This is a genomic window from Pseudomonas sp. TWRC1-2, assembly GCF_049896685.1.
GTDB lineage: Bacteria > Pseudomonadota > Gammaproteobacteria > Pseudomonadales > Pseudomonadaceae > Aquipseudomonas.
On the sequence record NZ_JAFCUU010000009.1, the window covers coordinates 173,457 to 194,600 of the forward strand.

General features: G+C 60.6%; 18 protein-coding genes. All 18 read right to left on the reverse strand.

The genetic code is table 11. The features are described 5' to 3' along the window. Positions 1-504 carry an NADH-quinone oxidoreductase subunit J gene (gene nuoJ, locus ACP7B3_RS24240; RefSeq protein WP_017137519.1) on the reverse strand — a complete coding sequence of 168 codons (504 nt, stop codon included), beginning with the start codon at positions 502-504 and terminating at the stop codon, positions 1-3. A gap of 9 nt (positions 505-513) precedes the next feature. Continuing rightward, positions 514-1,062, reverse strand: a complete 549-nt coding sequence (nuoI, locus tag ACP7B3_RS24245) for an NADH-quinone oxidoreductase subunit NuoI (protein WP_003174725.1) — start codon at positions 1,060-1,062, stop codon at positions 514-516. Between the two features lie 11 nt (positions 1,063-1,073). Further along, positions 1,074-2,081 (reverse strand): NADH-quinone oxidoreductase subunit NuoH, encoded by a 1,008-nt coding sequence (nuoH, locus tag ACP7B3_RS24250; protein ID WP_053256843.1) that lies wholly within the window; start codon positions 2,079-2,081, stop codon positions 1,074-1,076. Further along, positions 2,078-4,792 carry an NADH-quinone oxidoreductase subunit NuoG gene (gene nuoG / locus ACP7B3_RS24255; RefSeq protein WP_145164682.1) on the reverse strand — a complete coding sequence of 905 codons (2,715 nt, stop codon included), beginning with the start codon at positions 4,790-4,792 and terminating at the stop codon, positions 2,078-2,080. Before nuoG ends, nuoH begins: the two co-directional genes overlap by 4 nt. Positions 4,793-4,927: 135 nt before the next feature. Next, positions 4,928-6,286 (reverse strand): NADH-quinone oxidoreductase subunit NuoF, encoded by a 1,359-nt coding sequence (gene nuoF, locus ACP7B3_RS24260; protein ID WP_106579872.1) that lies wholly within the window; start codon positions 6,284-6,286, stop codon positions 4,928-4,930. Further along, positions 6,283-6,780, reverse strand: a complete 498-nt coding sequence (nuoE, locus tag ACP7B3_RS24265) for an NADH-quinone oxidoreductase subunit NuoE (protein WP_056861694.1) — start codon at positions 6,778-6,780, stop codon at positions 6,283-6,285. Before nuoE ends, nuoF begins: the two co-directional genes overlap by 4 nt. Before the next feature lie 2 nt (positions 6,781-6,782). Then, a complete protein-coding gene (nuoC, locus tag ACP7B3_RS24270) occupies positions 6,783-8,567 on the reverse strand; it encodes an NADH-quinone oxidoreductase subunit C/D (RefSeq protein WP_106579871.1) in 1,785 nt (594 codons plus the stop codon). Between the two features lie 72 nt (positions 8,568-8,639). Then, positions 8,640-9,314, reverse strand: coding sequence for a NuoB/complex I 20 kDa subunit family protein (locus ACP7B3_RS24275; RefSeq protein WP_003174719.1), 675 nt, complete (start codon positions 9,312-9,314; stop codon positions 8,640-8,642). Positions 9,315-9,324: 10 nt separating this feature from the next. Further along, positions 9,325-9,738 (reverse strand): NADH-quinone oxidoreductase subunit A, encoded by a 414-nt coding sequence (locus ACP7B3_RS24280; RefSeq protein ID WP_003219575.1) that lies wholly within the window; start codon positions 9,736-9,738, stop codon positions 9,325-9,327. Between the two features lie 570 nt (positions 9,739-10,308). Next, the gene (gene aceA, locus ACP7B3_RS24285) at positions 10,309-11,634 is read right to left on the reverse strand and encodes an isocitrate lyase (protein WP_003219577.1); all 1,326 of its coding nucleotides are present in this window, start codon (positions 11,632-11,634) and stop codon (positions 10,309-10,311) included. A gap of 492 nt (positions 11,635-12,126) precedes the next feature. Continuing rightward, a complete protein-coding gene (locus tag ACP7B3_RS24290; RefSeq protein WP_426181380.1) occupies positions 12,127-12,864 on the reverse strand; it encodes a secretin N-terminal domain-containing protein in 738 nt (245 codons plus the stop codon). Between the two features lie 262 nt (positions 12,865-13,126). Continuing rightward, a complete protein-coding gene (locus tag ACP7B3_RS24295) occupies positions 13,127-13,549 on the reverse strand; it encodes a GNAT family N-acetyltransferase (protein ID WP_145164686.1) in 423 nt (140 codons plus the stop codon). Continuing rightward, positions 13,542-14,708 (reverse strand): cupin domain-containing protein, encoded by a 1,167-nt coding sequence (locus ACP7B3_RS24300; protein WP_124417851.1) that lies wholly within the window; start codon positions 14,706-14,708, stop codon positions 13,542-13,544. Before ACP7B3_RS24300 ends, ACP7B3_RS24295 begins: the two co-directional genes overlap by 8 nt. Positions 14,709-14,792: 84 nt before the next feature. Continuing rightward, the gene (purB, locus tag ACP7B3_RS24305; RefSeq protein WP_119736269.1) at positions 14,793-16,163 is read right to left on the reverse strand and encodes an adenylosuccinate lyase; all 1,371 of its coding nucleotides are present in this window, start codon (positions 16,161-16,163) and stop codon (positions 14,793-14,795) included. A gap of 124 nt (positions 16,164-16,287) precedes the next feature. Beyond that, entirely contained in the window at positions 16,288-16,911 is a 624-nt protein-coding gene (gene hflD, locus ACP7B3_RS24310) for a high frequency lysogenization protein HflD (RefSeq protein WP_046068637.1), read from the reverse strand. Continuing rightward, positions 16,908-18,032, reverse strand: a complete 1,125-nt coding sequence (gene mnmA, locus ACP7B3_RS24315) for a tRNA 2-thiouridine(34) synthase MnmA (RefSeq protein WP_426181385.1) — start codon at positions 18,030-18,032, stop codon at positions 16,908-16,910. Before mnmA ends, hflD begins: the two co-directional genes overlap by 4 nt. Before the next feature lie 59 nt (positions 18,033-18,091). Further along, a complete protein-coding gene (locus ACP7B3_RS24320; RefSeq protein ID WP_124417848.1) occupies positions 18,092-18,538 on the reverse strand; it encodes an NUDIX hydrolase in 447 nt (148 codons plus the stop codon). A gap of 220 nt (positions 18,539-18,758) precedes the next feature. Then, positions 18,759-20,984 carry an NADP-dependent isocitrate dehydrogenase gene (locus ACP7B3_RS24325; protein WP_426181389.1) on the reverse strand — a complete coding sequence of 742 codons (2,226 nt, stop codon included), beginning with the start codon at positions 20,982-20,984 and terminating at the stop codon, positions 18,759-18,761. Positions 20,985-21,144 lie beyond the last annotated feature (160 nt).

Consider the following 21,144-nt stretch of genomic DNA (forward strand, 5'->3'; position numbering starts at 1 on the left):
TCATTGCTCCTTGGCTTCGTTGCGGCCCAAGTGGAAGGCGGTGATGGCTGCAGCGAGCAGCAGCATCGAAGCCAGTTCGACCACCAGCAGGTACGGGCCGAACAGGCTGACGCCCACGGCTTTGGCGTCTACGGTGGTGTGGCCGATGGCCTGGCCGCTCTGGTGAGCGAACAAGACATACAGCAGTTCACCCAGCAGCAGCGCTGCGAGGATGACCGGGCCAAGCCAGATGCCGGGCTTGAGCCAGACGCGTTCCTGGGCGACCGAAGCCGGCCCCAGGTTGAGCATCATCACCACAAACACGAACAGCACCATGATGGCGCCGGCGTAGGCGATCACTTCCAGGACACCGGCGAACGGCGCGCCGAGGCTGAAGAAGGTCATGGCCACGGCGATCAGCGAAATGATCAGGTAGAGCAGGGCGTGCACGGGGTTGGTGTTGGTGATCACGCGAAGCGTGGACACCACTGCAATACCCGACGCGAAATAGAAAGCGAATTCCATCTTTCTTCCTTAAGGCAGCAAGCTCTTCACGTTGATCGGCTCGGCTTCGTTTTGTGCGGCGCCCTTCGGCTTACCGGCAACGGCCATACCTGCAACACGATAGAAGTTGTAATCAGGGTTTTTACCGGGACCAGAGATCAGCAGATCTTCTTTCTCGTACACCAGGTCCTGACGTTTGAACTCGGCCATCTCGAAATCCGGTGTCAGCTGGATCGCGGTGGTCGGGCAAGCTTCCTCGCAGAGGCCGCAGAAAATGCAGCGCGAGAAGTTGATGCGGAAGAAGTCCGGGTACCAGCGACCGTCTTCGGTTTCAGCTTTCTGCAGGGAGATGCAACCCACCGGGCACGCCACGGCGCACAGGTTGCAGGCTACGCAACGCTCTTCGCCATCGGGGTCGCGGGTCAGCACGATACGGCCGCGATAGCGCGGCGGCAGGTACACCGCTTCTTCCGGGTATTGCAGGGTGTCGCGTTTGCGAAAGCCGTGGCCGAAAACCATCACCAGGCTTCGCAACTGGGTACCGGTACCCTTAACGATGTCGCCAATATATTTGAACATGGGTCAAATCCTCACTGAACCGCGCCGGCTGGCGTGTTCAACAACACAACAGCAGCCGTCACCAGCAAATTGATCAGGGTCAGCGGCAGGCAGAATCTCCAGCTGAAATCCATCACCTGGTCATAGCGTGGGCGCGGAATAGAAGCGCGCAGCAGGATGAACAGCATGATGAAGAACGCCGTCTTCAAGAAGAACCAGAAGAACGCCAGTTGCGGCAGGATGTTGAACGGGCCGTGCCAGCCGCCGAAGAACAGCGTGACCAGCAATGCCGAGATCAAGATGATGCCGATGTATTCACCGACGAAGAACATGCCCCATTTCATGCCGGCGTATTCAATGTGGTAACCGTCGGCCAGTTCCTGTTCCGCTTCCGGCTGGTCGAACGGGTGACGGTGAGTCACGGCGACGCCAGCGATGAAGAAGGTACAGAAGCCAAAAAACTGCGGAATGATGAACCACAGGTTCTGCGCCTGGTACTCGACGATGTCGCGCATGTTGAACGAGCCGACCTGCACCACGATGCCCATCAGCGCCAGGCCCATGAACACTTCGTAAGACACGGTCTGGGCCGAAGCCCGCAAGCTGCCCAGCAGGGCGAACTTGTTGTTACTCGACCAACCGGCGAACAGCACCGCGTAGACCGACAGACCGGCCATGGCGAAGAAGAACAGCAAGCCGATGTTCAGGTCCGCGACGCCCCAGGTCGGGGTGATCGGGATAACGGCGAAGGCAATCAGCAAGGCGCTCATGGCCACGACCGGTGCCAGGGTGAAGATCACCTTGTCGGCAAACGGCGGGGTCCAGTCTTCCTTGAAGAACATTTTGAGCATGTCGGCAGCGATCTGGAACATGCCGAATGGGCCAACGCGGTTAGGACCGTAACGGTCCTGCCACCAGCCCAGCAGGCGACGTTCGACGAAGCTGAGCAGGGCGCCCGCAACGACCACGGCCAACAGGATCACGATGGCCTTGACGACCGAGATGATCACGTCGATCACTTCAGGGGTGAACCAGGTCATTGCGCTGCCTCCTGCAGACCGTCAACGGTTTGGCCAAAGATCGCAGGCGGAATGCCGGCGAGGCCTTTAGGCAGTGCAACCAGGCCCGCGCCCAACTCGTCATTGATGCGCAGCGGCAGACGCAGAGTCTTGCCACCGACGTTCAGGCTGAGCAGGGCACCGTCGTTGACGCCCAGGCGGTCGGCTTCGGACTTGGCCACGGACACGTAAGCGGCCGGGATGCGCTCTTGAACCGGCGCGGCTTTCGAAGAGGTCTCTTCGCTGCCGAACAGGTGGAAGAACGGCACAACCTGCCAGGTGCCCTGGGCCGGGTTGAACGGACGCGGTACGGCGGTGAACCAGTTCAGCGAGTCCCCGGTGCTTTCGATCAGGCGCGTGCCCGGGTCGCCAGCACGGATGTGACCACCCACTTCGTCCTGGAATTTGTTCCAGGCCTGTGGCGAGTTCCAGCCCGGCGACCAGGCAAACGGCACCTGCTGACGTGGCTCGACCGAACCCGAGTAACCTTCCATGGAGAAGGCGAACGCGGTGTCAGGGTCTTGCGGTGTGCGCGGTTCGTGCACGCTGATGTCGGCGCGCATGGCGGTACGACCGGAGTAACGCAGCGGTTCACGGGCCAGTTTCAAGCCCTTGATGCGGAACGAGGCAGACGGTGCAGCATCAACGATACGTGCCAGCTGCGGGGCGCTTGCGGCGGCCGCTGCGGTGACGTGGTCAAGCTGGGTCCAGTCGATCGGCTGGTTCAGCAGGGTGGCGCGCAGGGCATGCAGCCAGCGCCAGCCTTCGTGAACCAGGATGCTGGCGTCCATGTACTTCGGATCGAACACCTGGAAGAAGCGCTGGGCGCGGCCTTCCTGGCTGACCAGCGTACCGTCGCCTTCGGCGAAGGTGGCGGCGGGCAGCACCAGGTCGGCACGGTCGCTGGTGGCGGTCTTCTGGTGGTCGGCAACGATCAGCACTTTGGCTGCATCCAGCGCGGCGTCGACCTTGGCCGAATCCGTGCGGGTGTACAAATCGTTTTCCAGTACCACGATGGCGTCGGCTTGACCGTCAGTCACGGCTTGCAGCGCGGCGTCCAGGGATTCGCCGCCGAGCATGGCCAGGCCGAGGCTGTTGGCTTCCGGCACGACCAGGCTGATGGAACCGTTCTTGTCGCGCAGCTTCAAGGCTTTGGCGATGTTGGCAGCCGCTTCGATCAGTGCTTTGGAACCCAGCGAGGTGCCGGCAATGATCAATGGGCGCTTGGCGGCCAGCAGGGCGTCGGCGATGCGCTGGGCCAGTTCACCGGCTTCGGTGTCGAGGCCTTCGACGGCAGGCGCGCTGGCGTCCAGGGCGTGAGCCACGGCGAAACCGATGCGGGCCAGGTCATCCGGTGCGGCGTGGACGCATTCTTCAGCGATGTCGTCGAGCTTGGTTTCAGCCAGGCTTGCGATAAACAGTGGGTTCAGCGCGTGCTGGCCGATGTTTTTCACCGCAGCGTCGAGCCAAGGCTGAACGCGCATGGCGTCGGCCATGTCTTCGGCTTTGCCTTTGACCGACTGACGCAGCGACAGCGCGATACGCGCGGCGGTCTGGGTCAGGTCTTCACCGAGCACGAAGATCGCGTCGTGGTCTTCGATGTCACGCATGTTCGGCACCGGCAACGGGCTGTCGTTCAGCACTTGCAGGACCAGACGAATGCGCTCCAGCTCAGCGGCTTCGATACCGCAGTAGAAGTGCTCGGCGCCGACCAGCTCGCGCAACGCGTAGTTGCTTTCGAGGCTGGCGCGTGGCGAACCGATACCGACGATGTTGCGGCCGCGCAGCAGCTCGGCGGCTTTATCCAGCGCATCGTCCAGGCTCAGCTTGGCGCCATCGGCCAGCAGCGGCTGGCGCGGGCGGTCTTCGCGGTTGACGTAGCCATAGCCGAAACGGCCACGGTCACACAGGAAGTACTGGTTGACCGAACCGTTGAAGCGGTTTTCGATGCGACGCAGTTCGCCGTAACGCTCGCCCGGGGAAATGTTGCAACCGCTGGAGCAGCCATGGCAGATGCTCGGCGAGAATTGCATGTCCCACTTACGGTTGTAGCGCTCGGAGTGAGTCTTGTCGGTGAACACACCGGTCGGGCAGACCTCGGTGAGGTTGCCGGAGAACTCGCTTTCGAGCACGCCATCTTCAACGCGACCGAAGTACACGTTGTCGTGGGCGCCGAATACGCCCAGGTCGGTGCCGCCGGCGTAGTCTTTATAGAAGCGTACGCACCGGTAACAGGCGATGCAGCGGTTCATTTCGTGGGAAATGAACGGGCCGAGGTCCTGGTTCTGGTGAGTACGCTTGGTGAAGCGATAACGGCGCTCGTTGTGGCCGGTCATCACCGTCATGTCTTGCAGGTGGCAGTGACCGCCTTCCTCACAGACCGGGCAGTCGTGGGGGTGGTTGGTCATCAGCCATTCGACAACGCTGGCGCGGAACGCCTTGGATTCTTCATCTTCGATGGAGATCCAGGTGTTGTCGGTGGCTGGCGTCATGCAGGACATGACGATACGACCACGGGTGTCGTTCTCGTCGGTGTACTGCTTGACCGCACACTGGCGACAGGCACCAACGCTACCAAGGGCTGGGTGCCAGCAGAAATAAGGGATGTCGAGGCCTAGTGAGAGACATGCCTGTAACAGGTTGTCTGCCCCATCGACTTCGAGCGCTTTGCCGTCTACGTGGATAGTGGCCATGGTTCAAAGTTCTTCGTTGGCCCGTTGTCAGCGGGCGTGGCTAATGGAATCTTGTTATTCATGTGCATCTACACAGCCATAAAGGCGTCAGCACATGAGAAGGCGAAGCGCACGGGCCCTTCGCCTTTTTAAGCGTTACGCACCGACCATGGTCGGTGTGACCACCTGATTCAGATCGCCGGCGCGCGCAGGTGCGATGCCAGCCTCGAATTCAGAGCGGAAGTATTTGATTGCGCTGCCCAATGGTTCCACGGCGCCCGGTGCGTGAGCACAGAAGGTCTTGCCTGGGCCGAGGAAACCGACCAGACCCAGCAGGGTCTCGATGTCGCCTGGCTGGCCTTCGCCTTTCTCGATCGCCATCAAGAGCTTCACGCTCCAGGGCAAGCCGTCACGGCATGGGGTGCAGAAACCGCAGGACTCACGGGAGAAGAACTGCTCCATGTTGCGCAGCAGCGAGACCATGTTCACGGTGTTGTCCACCGCCATCGCCAAGCCGGTCCCCATACGGGTGCCGACCTTGCCGATGCCGCCGGCATACATTTGTGCGTCCAGGTGCTCAGGCAGCAGGAAACCGGTGCCGGCGCCGCCTGGCTGCCAGGCTTTCAAGGTGTAGCCGTCGCGCATGCCGCCGGCGTAGTCCTCGAACAGCTCGCGTGCGGTCACGCCGAACGGCAGCTCCCACAGGCCAGGGTTCTTGACCTTGCCGGAGAAGCCCATGAGCTTGGTGCCCATGTCTTCACTGCCTTCGCGGGCCAACGATTTGTACCAGTCCACGCCGTCGGCGATGATCGCCGGCACGTTGCACAGGGTTTCCACGTTGTTTACGCAGGTCGGCTTGCCCCACACGCCTACGGCGGCAGGGAAGGGCGGCTTGGAGCGTGGGTTGGCGCGGCGGCCTTCGAGGGAGTTGATCAGTGCGGTTTCTTCACCGCAGATGTAGCGCCCGGCGCCGGTGTGCACGAACAGTTCGAAGTCAAAACCGGAACCCAGGATGTTCTTGCCCAACAGGCCTGCAGCCTTGGCTTCTTCCACGGCACGGGTGAGGTGCTTGGCGGCGGTGGTGTATTCGCCACGCAGGAAGATGTAGCCCCGGTAGGTTTTCAGCGCACGGGCGCTGATCAGCATGCCTTCGATCAGCAGATGGGGCAGTTGCTCCATCAGCATGCGGTCTTTCCAGGTGTTGGGCTCCATTTCATCCGCGTTGCACAGCAGGTAGCGGATGTTGATGGATTCGTCTTTGGGCATCAGGCCCCACTTCACGCCCGTGGGGAAGCCTGCACCGCCGCGGCCTTTGAGGCCGGCGTCTTTCACGGTCTGGACAATGTCGTCCTGAGCCATGTCGGCGAAGGCTTTGCGCGCGGCGGCGTAACCGTTCTTGGCCTGGTACTCGTCGAGCCATACAGGCTCGCCGTCGTCACGCAGGCGCCAGGTCAGCGGGTGAGTCTCGGCCGAACGCTTGATCAGGTTGGCCGGGCCGAAAGATGTAAGGGTCATGGGTAGCCCTCGAGCAATTGGGTCACGCCAGCAGGCTGCACGTCACCGAATGTGTCGTCGTCGATCATCAACGCCGGCGCCTTGTCGCAGTTGCCCAGGCAGCACACCGGCAGCAGCGTGAAGCGCCCGTCCGCGGTGGTTTGGCCGAGGCCGATGCCCAGTTTGTTCTGGATCTCGCTGACCACTGACTCGTGGCCACCGATGTAGCAGACCATGCTGTCGCACACGCGAATGATGTGGCGGCCCACCGGCTGACGGAAGATCTGGCTGTAGAACGTGGCCACACCTTCAACGTCGCTGGCCGGGATGCCGAGGATCTCGCCGATGGCGTAGAGGGCGCCGTCCGGCACCCAGCCACGTTCCTTCTGGACGATCTTCAAGGCTTCGATCGACGCCGCGCGCGGGTCTTCGTAGTGATGCAGCTCGTGCTCGATGGCCGAGCGCTCGGTTTCACTCAGGGTGAAACGATCTGTTTGGATAAGCGTGCTGTTCATGCTTAGCGGTCCACGTCGGCCATAACGAAATCGATACTACCCAGGTACGCAATCAAGTCCGCGACCATCTCGCCTTTGATCACCGAAGGGATCTGCTGCAAGTGCGCGAAGCTTGGGGTACGAATCCGGGTGCGGTAGCTCATGGTGCCGCCATCGCTCGTCAGGTAATAACTGTTGATACCCTTGGTCGCTTCAATCATCTGGAAGGATTCGTTGGCCGGCATGACCGGGCCCCACGAAACTTGCAGGAAGTGCGTGATCAGGGTTTCGATGTGCTGCAGCGTGCGTTCTTTCGGCGGCGGCGTGGTCAGCGGGTGATCCGCCTTGTACGGACCTGCCGGCATGTTGCGCATGCACTGCTCGATGATCTTCAGGCTCTGGCGCATTTCTTCGACGCGCACGATGCAACGGTCGTAGGCATCGCCGTTGGCCGCCAGCGGCACTTCGAATTCGAAGTTCTCGTAGCCGGAGTACGGGCGCGCTTTACGCAGGTCGAAGTCGCAGCCGGTGGAACGCAGACCAGCACCGGTGACGCCCCATTCCAGGGCCTCTTTGGTGTTGTACTGCGCGACGCCGATGGTACGACCCTTGAGGATGCTGTTGTCCAGCGCGGCCTTTTGGTACTCGTCCAGACGCTTGGGCATCCAGTCGATGAATTCCTTGACCAGGCGCTCCCAGCCGTTTGGCAGGTCGTGCGCCACGCCGCCGATGCGGTACCAGGCCGGGTGCAGACGGAAACCGGTGATGGCTTCGATGACCTTGTAGGCGCGCTGACGGTCGGTGAAGGTGAAGAACACCGGGGTCATGGCGCCAACGTCCTGGATATAGGTACCCAGGAACAGCAGGTGGCTGGTGATCCGGAAGAACTCGGCCATCATGATGCGGATGGTGTCGACGCGGTCCGGCACCTTGATGCCGGCCAGCTTCTCGACCGAGAGCACGTACGGCAGGTTGTTCATCACGCCGCCGAGGTAGTCGATACGGTCGGTGTACGGAATGAAGCTGTGCCAGGACTGACGTTCGGCCATCTTCTCGGCACCACGGTGGTGGTAGCCGATGTCCGGCACGCAGTCGACGATTTCTTCGCCGTCCAGTTGCAGGATGATCCGGAAGGCACCGTGGGCCGAAGGGTGGTTCGGGCCCAGGTTGAGGAACATGTAGTCCTCGTTGGTGCCGGAGCGTTTCATGCCCCAGTCTTCCGGACGGAAGCGTGCAGCCTCTTCTTCCAGCTGCTGCTTGGCGAGCGTCAGGCTGAACGGATCGAATTCGGTGGCGCGCGCAGGGTAGTCCTTGCGCAGCGGGTGACCTTCCCAGGTGGGCGGCATCATGATGCGCGTCAGGTGCGGGTGGCCCGGGAAGTCGATGCCGAACATGTCCCAGACTTCGCGCTCATACCAGCTGGCGTTCGGCCAGATGCCGGTGATGGTCGGAATGCTCAGGTCGCTTTCGGACAGGGCAACCTTGATCATCACGTCGCTGTTACGCTCCAGCGACATCAGGTGATAGAACACGGTGAAATCGGCGCCGCTCGGCAGCCCCTGGCGCTTGGTGCGCAGACGCTCGTCCACGCCATGCAGGTCATAGAGCATGACGTACGGCTTGGGCAGGTTGCGCAGGAAAGTCAGGACTTCGACGAGCTTGGCACGCGCCACCCACAGCACCGGCATACCGGTGCGTGTGGCCTGGGCGGTGAAGGCGTCAGGGCCAAAACGGTTATTGAGTTCGACAACCACATCCTGGTCGTCTGCCTTATAAGGCGGGATGCGTCGAGCACTGCCTGTAGTCATGGTTTTTTATCGCTTTCGGTCAACGTAAAGAATGAAGCCAGGTTTTCGTTCTATAAAAGAACCGGTGCTGGATCAGACTTCGTCGGGGCTGCGCAGGTTGGTGACTGCGATTCGCTGTTCGCGGCGCTGTTCCTTTTGTGACGGCATCTCGGCGCGATACACGCCTTGATCGCCGACAACCCAGGAAAGTGGGCGACGCTCCTTGCCAATCGATTCCTGCAACAGCATCAAGCCTTGCAGAAATGCTTCGGGGCGGGGCGGGCAGCCAGGCACGTAGACGTCCACGGGCAGGAACTTGTCCACCCCTTGAACGACGGAGTAGATGTCGTACATGCCACCGGAGTTGGCGCACGAACCCATGGAGATAACCCACTTTGGCTCGAGCATTTGCTCGTAGAGACGCTGAATGATCGGCGCCATCTTGATAAAGCAGGTGCCGGCGATAACCATGAAATCCGCCTGGCGCGGTGATGCCCGGATAACTTCGGCGCCAAAGCGCGCGATGTCGTGGGGCGCCGTGAAGGCGGTGGTCATTTCCACGTAGCAGCACGAAAGACCGAAGTTGTACGGCCACAGGGAGTTCTTACGCCCCCAATTGACCGCGCCACTCAGCACGTCTTCGAGCTTGCCCATGTAGATGTTTTTGTGGACTTGGTCTTCTAACGGGTCGGAAACGGTTTCGCGTTCGCCGATTGGGTACTGCTCGTTAGGAGCATCCGGGTCGATCCTGGTGAGATTGTATTGCATCGCCAAAGCCTCATTGTTTCAGCTTCGCTTGCCGCTTGCGACGAGCTTCCGGAGCCCAGTCAAGGGCGCCCACTCGAAATAGGTAGACAAGGCCTGCCAACAGAATTGCTATGAAAACGAGGGCTTCGACGAATCCGGTCCAGCCGCTTTCGCGGACGGACACAGACCAGGCAAAGAGAAAGAGGGCTTCGATATCGAAGATCACGAACAGCATCGCGACCAGATAGAATTTGGCTGAGAGCCGCAAGCGGGCGCCACCTGTAGGCAGCATGCCGGACTCGAACGGTTCATTTTTGCTGCGGCCCCAGGCTTTTGACCCGAGGAGGCTGGAGACACCAAGCATGAAGGCGCAAAGGCCGACAACACCGAGGAGGAAAATGGCAAAGCCCCAGTTGTGGGCCATGAGTCCTGTCGCTTCGGTCATGCTGGAAATCCTTAACAGAGAGCAAAGGTCTCTGAGCTCGAAAAAGTAACGATGCAGTGACGATATGTCGCACTGCAATCAATCGCGGTGATTTTATGGCTAAACACCGGGCAAGTAAAATTCCGATAGCGAAATTATTCGACGGAATAAGCACATAGTGCACCTTCTTGGGGCTGTAGCCCTTGTGGGGCGGGGATTAGCGGGCATTTAATCAATTCTGTTTTGTTTAACGGGTAACGAAGTTTTCATGCGCTAAATGATAATGAATATTGTTTGCGCAGGGTTTAAGCGAATGTTTCTCGTGTGGCGGGGGAAGTTGCCGTTACTTGCTTGATTGGTGCTTAGTTGCTGGTGGGGATCTTTTAACTGATTTGATTCGGGCAAACACCGCTCTGGATCAATGTTTTGCGCAAAACCTTCAGGTTGCATGCATCCCCACATTTTTAATCTCCTGTGTCTCAGGGCGTTTTTTCCTGGCAAAAAAAACGCCCCGAACCAGTCGGGGCGTGATTGTTGTGCGGCAATGCGGTTAGGTCTTCCATGGGGCCGCAATGGCCGTGTACTCGCTACTTAGTGGAACTGCTCTTCTTCGGTCGAACCGGTCAACGCGGTCACAGACGAGGTGCCGCCCTGGATCACGGTGGTCATGTCGTCGAAGTAGCCGGTGCCCACTTCCTGCTGGTGCGCCACAAAGGTGTAACCCTTGGCGGCGTCAGCGAATTCCTGCTCCTGCAGCTTCACGTAGGCGGTCATGTCGTTGCGGGCGTAGTCATGCGCCAGGTTGAACATGCTGTGCCACATGTTGTGAATGCCGGCCAGGGTGATGAACTGGTGCTTGTAACCCATGGCGGACAGTTCGCGCTGGAACTTGGCGATGGTCGCGTCGTCCAGGTTCTTCTTCCAGTTGAAAGAAGGCGAGCAGTTGTAGGACAGCAACTGGTCCGGGTATTCCTTCTTGATCGCTTCAGCAAAGCGACGCGCTTCGTCCAGGTCCGGCTTGGCCGTTTCGCACCAGATCAGGTCGGCGTACGGCGCGTAGGCCAGGCCGCGAGCGATGGCTTGGTCGAGGCCGGCGCGCACTTTATAGAAGCCTTCCTGGGTACGTTCGCCCGTCACGAACGGCTGGTCGTACGGGTCGCAGTCCGACGTCAGCAAGTCAGCGGCGTTGGCATCGGTACGGGCCAGGATGATGGTCGGGGTGCCAGCAACGTCAGCAGCCAGGCGAGCAGCAGTCAGCTTTTGTACGGCTTCCTGAGTCGGCACCAGTACCTTGCCGCCCATGTGGCCGCATTTCTTCACCGACGCCAGTTGGTCTTCGAAGTGCACGCCGGCAGCGCCAGCCTCGATCATGCTCTTCATCAGCTCGTAGGCGTTGAGTACGCCGCCGAAACCGGCTTCAGCGTCCGCCACGATTGGTGCGAAGTAGTCGATGTAGCCTTCGTCGCCCGGGCCTTTACCGGCTTTCCACTGGATCTGGTCGGCGCGGCGGAACGAGTTGTTGATGCGCTTGACCACGGTGGGTACCGAGTCCACCGGGTACAGCGATTGGTCGGGGTACATGGATTCAGCGGAGTTGTTGTCCGCTGCCACTTGCCAGCCGGACAGGTAGATCGCCTGGATACCGGCTTTTACCTGCTGGACTGCCTGGCCGCCAGTGAGGGCGCCCATGCAGTTGACGAAATCTTTTTCGGGACGGAAGGACGGCTTGGCACCCTGGGTGACCAGCTTCCACAGCTTCTCGGCGCCGAGTTTTGCAAAGGTGTGCTCAGGTTGAACCGAGCCACGCAGGCGGACGACGTCAGCAGCGGAATAAGCGCGGGTTACGCCTTTCCAGCGTGGGTTTTCAGCCCAATCTTTTTCAAGGGCTGCAATTTGCTGTTCGCGTGTCAGTGCCATGGGAAAAACCTCGTCGCATAGGTCTAGGTGGAAAATTCCATTTGCCAGCCACGTACTCAGTGCGTGGTGATGGCTGCTCGCTGACCAGAAGCTTGGCGGTCAAGCCGGGTTTGGCGGGGAGGGCGACGGGATGAACGACAGGCTCAAGGGGGAGTTGAGCAGGTAAGGGCGAACTGCGAACGGTCTTCGGGCATCGTGGGCCTTTGTACGATCCATCAGTGTGTAGCCGGGTTACCTGGTTAGCTTCCGTCCCTCGGGACAACTTCGTTCCAGTCGCAACCTCGTCAAACACACCTTGTGGGCGGTACAGACACGAATCGGCTCAGGTGGGTAGCTTAGAGCGGCGATCCGAAGGCCCTTGCCAGGGCCCCTGATTAGCGGGAGCGAGGCCATCATGCACAGGCTTTTTTGGATCGTCAAATGTTTTGTAGTGCTTTTTTTAAAGCACTACATCTTTAGTCTAAGACGACTCATCAGTCAGTTTTTGGTGCTTCAGTTCAAGGTGTCGACCTTGACCCGCAAAGTCAGGTCATCACGGCCTTGAGTAGAGTAATTGCGGGTTGTAGAGGATTTGTCGGCCTGGGTCTCACGGTTGACGCCAGCCAGGGGGATCCACTCGCCCAGCCTGCCGCTGACAGTTGTGTCGGTACTCTGAACGTTCACTACATCGGGACGTTCCTGGCTCATGCGGTCACGGTTGGTGCTGATGGCCAGGTGCACGGTCTCGCCGGTGACGCTGGCGGTGACGTAAAAGCCCTGGGTGACGTTGCGATACTGGGTCTGGTTTTGCGGGCGGTCGTAGGCGTCGGGCTGAGTAGTGGTCAGCGGTACGCTCTGGCCAACCTGGATCAGCGCGGGCACGCCTTCACTGGCCTGGATCTGCTGGATGCCGCCGTCGCGGCTGGCGGTACCGTAGCTGATGATGCGCGTCTGGTTGTCACCGCTGTTCTGCTGGTTGTTTTCGTTTGTGTCGACGGTAATCAGCAGGCGCTTGGCGGGTGTGTCCAACTGCGCGAGCAGCGTGCGCAGGTCCTCGATCTTGCCCGGGTCGGCGTTCACAATCAGCTGGTTGCCGTAGGCGCTGACGCTGCCGTCCTTGCCGATGAAGTTCTGCGCCACCGGCAGCAGGTCGGCGCTGGTGCGGTTGCTCAGGTTGACGACCGCGGTGTCGGCGATTGCCGAGGCGCTGAGAGTCAGGAGGAGGGCGGTGAGCAGGGTGCGTAGGGACATGTCCGTTATCTCTGCGAGTCATTTAGCGTGATAGTGCCAGTTTGTCGGCCTGGCAGGTCGCAAGTTTAGTCGTGAGCCGGCTCGGTGCAGTGAGCGGCCTCGTTGTGGCGAACGAGCTTGTTGTGGCGAGCGGGCTTGCCCCGCGTTGGGCTGCGCAGCGGCCCCCAATAAAAAAACGCCGCGTTCTTTCAGAAAGAACGCGGCGTCTGGTTTTAGGGCCGCTGCGCAGCCCAGCGCGGGGCAAGCCCGCTCGCCACAGGGATCAGCCTTCGCGCACCATGTCCACATGCGGAATACCGACTTCAAGAAACTCATCGCTGACAATCTTGAAGCCCAGCCGCTCATAGAACGGCGCCGCATACACCTGCGCACTCAGAAACTGCTTGGTCTGGCCGCGTTGCTCGGCCAGCCCAATCACCGCTTCCATCAGCTTGTCGCCAACCTTCAGGCCGCGCCAGTCCTTGAGCACCGACACGCGCCCGATCTCGCCACTGGGCAGCAGGCGCGCAGTACCAATCGGAAAATCGCCTTCGAACGCCAGAAAATGCACGGCGTCGGCGTCGTCCGCGTCCCACTCAAGCTCAGGTGGAACCGATTGCTCAGCGATAAATACCGCTTCACGAATGCGCCGAATCTCGTCGATATCCTTTCGCCAGTCCGCGACACTTACGTGAATCTTATTCATCGGCAAATCCCAGGCTTCCTTGCTTGACCAATTCGCACAGCAGGTCGCGACCGTCTTCGTCTGCGAGCCACTCGCCGAGGTTTTCGCTGTGCAAGGCGTCGGCCGAGCACACCAGCTTCAACAGCTCGCGCAGTTTGCCTGGCAGGTAACGGCTCTGACCGCTGGCGAACAGCAGTACATCGTCATCGACTTCCGACCACGCCATGCGCGCGCTTGGGTTGCGCACCAGGATCGCGCCGCCTTCCAGGCTGTTGACGAAGTCCTCTTCGCCCAATTCTTCGCCCGCCACCAGTTCAGGGTAGCGCGGCTCGGTCATGAACTGGCCAAACCAGGTCAGCAGCATGCGCTCGTCGCTCATGTGCTCGGCCAGCAGGCTCTTCAGGCGGTCCAGCGCGTCACCCTGGATCTGGTGCGGGTCGCTTGCCGGCTGGGCGTCGGCGTCGGTGTAACGCTCTTCGTCCGTCAGGTACTGGCTGAGGAAGTCGGTGAAGTGGGTCAGCACTTCAGCGGCGCTTGGCGCGCGAAAGCCTACCGAATAGGTCATGCAGTCATCTTCGGCGATACCGAAGTGTGCCAGGCGCGGCGGCAGGTAGAGCATATCGCCCGGTTCCAGCACCCATTCTTCGCTTTGTTCGAACTCGGCGAGGATGCGCAGGTCGGCATGCTGCAGCAGCGGGCTTTCGGAGTTGCACATCTGGCCGATTTTCCAGTTCCGCTTGCCTTGGGCTTGCAGCAGGAACACGTCGTAGTTATCGAAGTGCGGGCCAACGCTGCCGCCGGGTGCGGCAAAGCTGATCATCACATCGTCGATGCGCCAGCTTGGCAGGAAGCGAAAGTGCTCCAGCAACTCGGCGACTTCCGGCACGAACTGATCGACGGCCTGCACCAGCAGGGTCCACTCACGCTCGGGCAGGGTGCTGAAGGCGTCTTCGGCGAATGGGCCGCGACGCAGCTCCCACGGACGCTCGCCGTGTTCGATCACCAGGCGCGATTCAACTTCTTCTTCCAGGGCCAAGCCGGCCAGTTCGTCGGCGTCGATCGGGCTTTCGAAATCAGGGATGGCCTGACGGATCAGCAACGGTTTTTTCTGCCAGTAGTCGCGCAGGAATTCGCGTGCCGTGATGCCGCCCAGAAGTTGAAGAGGAATATCAGGATTCATGTGTAACCTATTGAAAGAAAGCACTTTTAAGACAGGAATAAAAACGCCCGGCGCGGCCGGGCGTCTCAAGAGGGCTTGCGCGAATCAGATGCGCTTGGCTTGGGCCACCGCGTTGCCGATGTAGTTGGCCGGGGTGAGCAGTTTCAGCTCGGCCTTGGCAGCGGCTGGCATATCCAGGCCGTCGATGAAAGTTTGCAGCGCCTCGGGGCTGATGCCCTTGCCGCGCGTCAATTCTTTAAGCTTCTCGTACGGGTTTTCGATGTTGTAGCGGCGCATCACGGTCTGAATCGGCTCGGCCAACACTTCCCAGCACGCGTCCAGGTCAGCGGCGATTTTCTGCTCGTTGAGCTCAAGCTTGCTGATGCCTTTGAGGCTGGCTTCGTACGCGATCACGCTGTGAGCGAAGCCCACGCCGAGGTTGCGCAGCACGGTGGAGTCGGTCAGGTCGCGCTGCCAGCGGGAGATCGGCAACTTGCTGGCCAGGTGCTGGAACAGGGCGTTGGCGATGCCGAGGTTGCCTTCGGAGTTTTCGAAGTCGATCGGGTTGACCTTGTGCGGCATGGTCGAGGAACCGATTTCACCGGCAATGGTGCGCTGCTTGAAGTAGCCCAGGGAGATGTAACCCCAGATATCGCGATCAAAGTCGATCAGGATGGTGTTGAAGCGCGCAATCGCGTCGAACAGCTCGGCGATGTAGTCGTGCGGTTCGATCTGCGTGGTGTACGGGTTGAAGCCCAGGCCCAGCTCGTCTTCGATGAAGGCGCGGGCATTTTCTTCCCAGTCGATTTCCGGGTAGGCAGAGAGGTGGGCGTTGTAGTTGCCCACGGCGCCGTTGATTTTGCCCAGCAGCGGTACGGCGGCGACTTGAGCGATCTGACGCTCCAGGCGGTACACCACGTTGGCCAGTTCTTTGCCCAGCGTGGTCGGCGAAGCCGGTTGGCCGTGGGTGCGCGACAGCATCGGCACGTCGGCGAAACGGATCGCCAGTTCGCGGATGGCGTTGGCGGTCTGGCGCATCAGCGGCAGCATCACGTCATCGCGGCCTTCGCGCAGCATCAGGGCGTGGGACAGGTTGTTGATGTCCTCGCTGGTGCAGGCAAAGTGGATGAACTCGCTGACCTTGGCCAATTCCGGCAGCTTGGCCGCTTGCTCTTTGAGCAGGTATTCGATGGCTTTAACGTCGTGGTTGGTGGTGCGCTCGATCTCTTTGACACGCTCGGCGTGCTCCAGAGCGAAGTTTTCCGCCAGGGCGTTCAGCACCGCGTTGGCTTCGGCGGAGAACGCCGGCACTTCGCTGATGCCAGGGTGAGCGGCCAGGCGCTGGAGCCAGCGCACTTCAACCAGAACACGAGCACGGATCAAACCGTATTCGCTGAAAATAGGGCGCAGGGCCTGGGTTTTGCCGGCGTAGCGGCCGTCAACAGGGGAAACCGCAGTGAGCGAAGAAAGCTGCATGGGGTGTTCTCGGACAGTCGGGCAACGAAATGGGGCGCGTATCATACATGAAAAAATCCGCCGGTCCGTTGCCAACTGACCGGCGTATTACGCGTGAGGCGATAAAAATCCTGGTTGCTGCGACTTATTCGTTGCGCATCAACGGGTAAAGCTCTTTGAGCAATTTGCGTCGGCTGATCACCAGTTGCCAACGATGACCGCCCAACTGGCGCCACAACCGTGCCGAACGGATACCGGCCAGGAGCAGGGCGCGGATTTTAGAGGCATTGTTCGGTTGCTGCAGGTTGCGCATGTCGCCGTGCACCTGGATGCGTTGGCGCAAGGTGCTCAAGGTGTCCTGGTACAGCGCGCCGCAGGCGGCGATCACGTTTTCGTGGGCCGGGCCGAAGTGCTCGACCTGGGATTGGATCTGCGGCAGGCGCTTGCCGATGGTCTCGAGCATGTCGTCACGCTTGGCCAATTGGCGCTCAAGGCCGAGCATCGACAGAGCGTAGCGCAGGGGTTCGCGCTGCAAGGTGCTCGGATCGCGCTCCAGTGCGCCGATCAGCGCGCGATAGCCTTCGCGCAGCGCCAGGTCGTCGCCGCCATAGACTTCCAGGGTGTCCTTGGGGTCGCGGATCAGCAGGCTGCCGAGCATGCAGGTCAGGCCTGCCTCCGTCACCTGGCCGGTCTTGGCGATCTTGTCGACCAGTACTGCAGCGAGGAAAACCCCACCGAGTGCGGTCAGTTGCTCCTGGGTCGGGCTCATGCCGGGTTGCTCCAGGGTTCGGCGACTTCAATCACACCGCCCCCCAGGCAAATTTCGCCGTCATAAAACACCACGGACTGGCCAGGCGTGACCGCGCGTTGCGGGTCATCGAACGTGGCGCGAAAGCCACTGGCGGTTTTCTCCAGGGTGCAAGGCTGGTCGCTCTGGCGATAGCGCACCTTGGCGGTCAGGCGGCGCGGCGTGCTCAGGTCGATCGGGTTGACCCAATAGATCTCCGAGGCCAGCAGCGCGCCCGAGAACAGCAGCGGGTGTTCATTGCCCTGGCCGACGATCAGCACATTGTTTTCCAGGTCCTTGACCAGCACGTACCACGGCTCTTCACCTGCGTCTTTCAAACCGCCGATGCCCAGGCCCTGACGCTGGCCGATGGTGTGGTACATCAGGCCGTGGTGGCGACCGATGACATCACCTTCGGTGGTTTTGATTTCACCCGGTTGTGCCGGCAGGTACTGCTTGAGGAAGTCGCTGAAGCGGCGCTCGCCGATAAAGCAGATCCCGGTGGAGTCCTTTTTCTTGGCGGTGGCCAGGCCGTGTTTCTCGGCGATCCGGCGCACTTCGGGTTTTTCCAGCTCGCCCACCGGGAACAGGGTCATGGCGATCTGTTCACCGCCGACGGCGTGCAGGAAGTAGCTCTGGTCCTTGTTCGGGTCCAGGCCTTTGAGCAGTTCGGTGCGGTCACCCACGTCGCGACGGCGCACGTAGTGGCCGGTAGCGATCAGGTCGGCGCCAAGGATCATGGCGTAGTCGAGAAACGCCTTGAACTTGATTTCGCGGTTGCACAGGATGTCCGGGTTCGGCGTGCGGCCGGCCTTGTATTCGGCCAGGAAGTGCTCGAACACGTTGTCCCAGTACTCGGCGGCGAAATTGGCGGTGTGCAACTTGATGCCGATCTTGTCGCACACGGCCTGGGCGTCCGCGAGGTCGTCCATGGCGGTGCAATATTCCGTTCCATCGTCTTCTTCCCAGTTCTTCATGAACAGGCCTTCCACCTCATAACCCTGCTCCATGAGCAGAACGGCGGAAACGGAAGAATCCACGCCGCCGGACATACCGACGATGACGCGCTTCTTTTGTGTGTCAGAAGGGGCTGGATCACGCATAGGATTTCAACGGGTGTCTTTAAAAAGGACGCGATTCTAGCAGGCTCGCGTCCGCAAGGCTAAAGAGAAGGGCGGATCAGTTCCAGACTGTGGCGCTGGCCGCTCAAATAATCATCGATGCAACGGATGATCAACTCGCTGCGCCAGTCGTCGCGCAGGGCCATCAGCTCGTCGCGGGTCAGCCAGCGGGCGCGGACGATGCCGTCGTCCAGTTGATAGTCCGGGTGGTGTTTCAGCGCCTTGGCGGTGAAGCAGACCCGCTGGTAGGTCACGCCATTGCTGGGCGCGGTGTACAGGTAGATCCCGACAATGCCGGTGGCCTCGACGTCCCAGCCGGTTTCTTCGAGGGTTTCGCGCACGGCGGCTTCGGTCAGGGTTTCGTTCGGGTCCAGATGGCCGGCGGGCTGGTTGAGCACGGCGCGGCCGCCCTTGAGTTCCTCGACCATCAGGAAGCGGCCGTTGTCTTCGACGAGGGTGGCGACGGTGATGTGGGGTTGCCAGGTCATGGGAGGCCTCGATTCAAGATATGACGCGGTGTTTGGGCACAATTGCGGTCAGTGTGGGAGGGGGCTTGCCCCCGATGACGGTGTGTCAATTACCAATAGCTCGACTGATCCATCGCTATCGGGGGCAAGCCCCCTCCCACATTTGATCCGGTTTCTTGCGTAGAACGGCAAAAACAGAAACCCCGGCACGGGGCCGGGGCTTCTTTGCATCCTTACAACCTTACTTCAACTTGGCAATCGCCGCGTTGAGGCTGTTGCTTGGGCGCATGGCTTTGCTGGTCAGCTCCGGGTTCGGCGCGTAGTAGCCGCCGATGTCCACTGGCTTGCCCTGCACGGCGTTCAACTCGGCAACGATGGTCGCCTCGTTGTCGCTCAGGGTTTTGGCCAGTTCGCCGAACTGCGCTTGCAGTGCAGTGTCTTCGGTCTGGGCGGCCAGGGCTTGAGCCCAGTACAGCGCCAGGTAGAAGTGGCTGCCGCGGTTGTCGATGTTGCCGACTTTGCGCGATGGCGACTTGTTGTTGTCCAGGAACTGGCCAGTGGCCTGGTCCAGGGTCTTGGACAGCACCAGGGCTTTCGGGTTGTTGTAAGTGACACCCAAATGCTCAAGGGATGCTGCCAGGGCCAGGAACTCGCCCAGGGAATCCCAGCGCAGGAAGTTCTCTTCAACCAGCTGCTGCACGTGTTTCGGAGCCGAACCGCCGGCGCCGGTTTCGAACAGGCCACCGCCGTTCATCAGCGGCACGATCGACAGCATCTTGGCGCTGGTGCCCAGTTCCATGATCGGGAACAGGTCGGTCAGGTAGTCGCGCAGTACGTTGCCGGTCACCGAGATGGTGTCCAGGCCCTTGCGGGTGCGCTCCAGGGTGAACTTCATCGCGTCGACCGGCGACATGATGCGGATGTCCAGGCCGTCGGTGTTGTGGTCTTTCAGGTAGGCCTGAACTTTCTCGACCACGACGCCGTCGTGCGCGCGCTGTGGGTCCAACCAGAAAATAGCCGGGGTGTTGCTGGCGCGGGCACGGTTGACGGCCAGTTTGACCCAGTCCTGGATCGGCGCGTCTTTGGTCTGGCACATGCGGAAGATGTCGCCGGCTTCAACAGTCTGTTCCATCAGCAGGTTGCCCTTGCTGTCGGTGACGCGGACAACGCCGTCAGCCTTGATCTGGAAGGTCTTGTCGTGAGAGCCGTACTCTTCGGCTTTCTTCGCCATCAGGCCAACGTTTGGCACGCTGCCCATGGTGGTTGGGTCGAAAGCGCCATTGGCCTTGCAGTCTTCGATGACGGCTTGGTAGATGGTGGCGTAGCAGCGATCCGGGATCACTGCCTTGGTGTCGTGCAGCTGACCATCGGTGCCCCACATCTTGCCGGAGTCACGGATCATGGCCGGCATCGAGGCGTCGACGATCACGTCGCTCGGCACGTGCAGGTTGGTGATGCCTTTGTCGGAGTTGACCATCGCAAGCGATGGGCGAGCGGCGTAGACCGCCTGAATGTCGGCTTCGATCTGCGCTTGCTGCTCGGCCGGCAAGGCCTTGATGCGAGCGTACAGGTCGCCGATGCCGTTGTTCAGGTTGAAGCCGATCTGTTCCAGCACGGCAGCGTGCTTGGTCAGGGCGTCTTTATAGAACTCGGCAACGATCTGGCCGAACATGATCGGGTCGGAGACCTTCATCATGGTGGCTTTGAGGTGAACCGACAGCAGCACGCCTTGTTTCTTGGCGTCTTCGATTTCGGTGGCGATGAACGCGCGCAGGGCTTTTTTGCTCAGCACGGCGGTGTCGATGATTTCGCCAGCTTGTACCGAAGTCTTTTCTTTCAGCACGGTGGCGGTGCCGTCTTTGGCAACCAGCTCGATCTTCACCGCGTCAGCGGCTTCGATCTGTACGGCTTTTTCGCTGCCGTAGAAGTCGCCGTTGCTCATGTGAGCGACGTGCGACTTGGAGTCTGCAGCCCAGGCGCCCATTTTGTGCGGGTGCTTGCGTGCGTAGTTCTTGACCGACAGCGGTGCGCGGCGGTCAGAGTTGCCTTCGCGCAGTACCGGGTTCACGGCGCTGCCCTTGACCTTGTCGTAACGTGCACGGGTTTCTTTTTCCGCGTCGGTGGTTACGGTTTCCGGGTAGTCCGGCAGGGCGTAGCCCTGGGCCTGCAGCTCCTTGATCGCCGCTTGCAGCTGCGGGGTCGAGGCGCTGATGTTAGGCAGCTTGATGATGTTGGCTTCAGGCGTAACGGCCAGGTCGCCCAGTTCGGCGAGGTGGTCCGGGATAGCCTTGGCGCCCAGTTGCTCGGGGAAGCTTGCGAGGATGCGCGCGGCGAGGGAAATGTCGCGGGTTTCCACAGCAATATCAGCGGAAGCGGTGAAGGCCTCTACGATAGGCAGCAATGAATAGGTGGCGAGGGCTGGGGCTTCGTCGGTGAAGGTGTAGATGATCTTCGAGCGGGTGGGCATATTCGGATTAACTCTCTTCTTTGCTGAAAGCGTGCGCAGAAACTCGAGATGCGCCGGGTGGAGCGCGTTCGTTCAAAGTCATCCATGAGCGAAATGTCGAGGTTTCTTCGCGGTGATGTTGGGTTGCATCAGTCGAGCGTCAAGCGGGTGGACTATTGTA

Bases quoted from the DNA above. Each gene is read 5' to 3' on its own strand.
- ACP7B3_RS24295 (WP_145164686.1), bottom strand. From the start codon at position 13,549: ATGAATAAGATTCACGTAAGTGTCGCGGACTGGCGAAAGGATATCGAC.
- ACP7B3_RS24325 (WP_426181389.1), bottom strand. From the start codon at position 20,984: ATGCCCACCCGCTCGAAGATCATCTACACCTTCACCGACGAAGCCCCA.
- aceA (WP_003219577.1), bottom strand. From the start codon at position 11,634: ATGGCACTGACACGCGAACAGCAAATTGCAGCCCTTGAAAAAGATTGG.
- nuoG (WP_145164682.1), bottom strand. From the start codon at position 4,792: ATGGCCACTATCCACGTAGACGGCAAAGCGCTCGAAGTCGATGGGGCA.
- purB (WP_119736269.1), bottom strand. From the start codon at position 16,163: ATGCAGCTTTCTTCGCTCACTGCGGTTTCCCCTGTTGACGGCCGCTAC.
- nuoH (WP_053256843.1), bottom strand. From the start codon at position 2,081: ATGACCTGGTTCACCCCTGAAGTGATCGACGTGATCATCTCGGTCGTC.
- nuoF (WP_106579872.1), bottom strand. From the start codon at position 6,286: ATGACCCTTACATCTTTCGGCCCGGCCAACCTGATCAAGCGTTCGGCC.
- nuoE (WP_056861694.1), bottom strand. From the start codon at position 6,780: ATGAACAGCACGCTTATCCAAACAGATCGTTTCACCCTGAGTGAAACC.
- ACP7B3_RS24300 (WP_124417851.1), bottom strand. From the start codon at position 14,708: ATGAATCCTGATATTCCTCTTCAACTTCTGGGCGGCATCACGGCACGC.
- ACP7B3_RS24280 (WP_003219575.1), bottom strand. From the start codon at position 9,738: ATGACCGAAGCGACAGGACTCATGGCCCACAACTGGGGCTTTGCCATT.
- ACP7B3_RS24290 (WP_426181380.1), bottom strand. From the start codon at position 12,864: ATGTCCCTACGCACCCTGCTCACCGCCCTCCTCCTGACTCTCAGCGCC.
- mnmA (WP_426181385.1), bottom strand. From the start codon at position 18,032: ATGCGTGATCCAGCCCCTTCTGACACACAAAAGAAGCGCGTCATCGTC.
- ACP7B3_RS24275 (WP_003174719.1), bottom strand. From the start codon at position 9,314: ATGCAATACAATCTCACCAGGATCGACCCGGATGCTCCTAACGAGCAG.
- nuoI (WP_003174725.1), bottom strand. From the start codon at position 1,062: ATGTTCAAATATATTGGCGACATCGTTAAGGGTACCGGTACCCAGTTG.
- hflD (WP_046068637.1), bottom strand. From the start codon at position 16,911: ATGAGCCCGACCCAGGAGCAACTGACCGCACTCGGTGGGGTTTTCCTC.
- ACP7B3_RS24320 (WP_124417848.1), bottom strand. From the start codon at position 18,538: ATGACCTGGCAACCCCACATCACCGTCGCCACCCTCGTCGAAGACAAC.
- nuoJ (WP_017137519.1), bottom strand. From the start codon at position 504: ATGGAATTCGCTTTCTATTTCGCGTCGGGTATTGCAGTGGTGTCCACG.
- nuoC (WP_106579871.1), bottom strand. From the start codon at position 8,567: ATGACTACAGGCAGTGCTCGACGCATCCCGCCTTATAAGGCAGACGAC.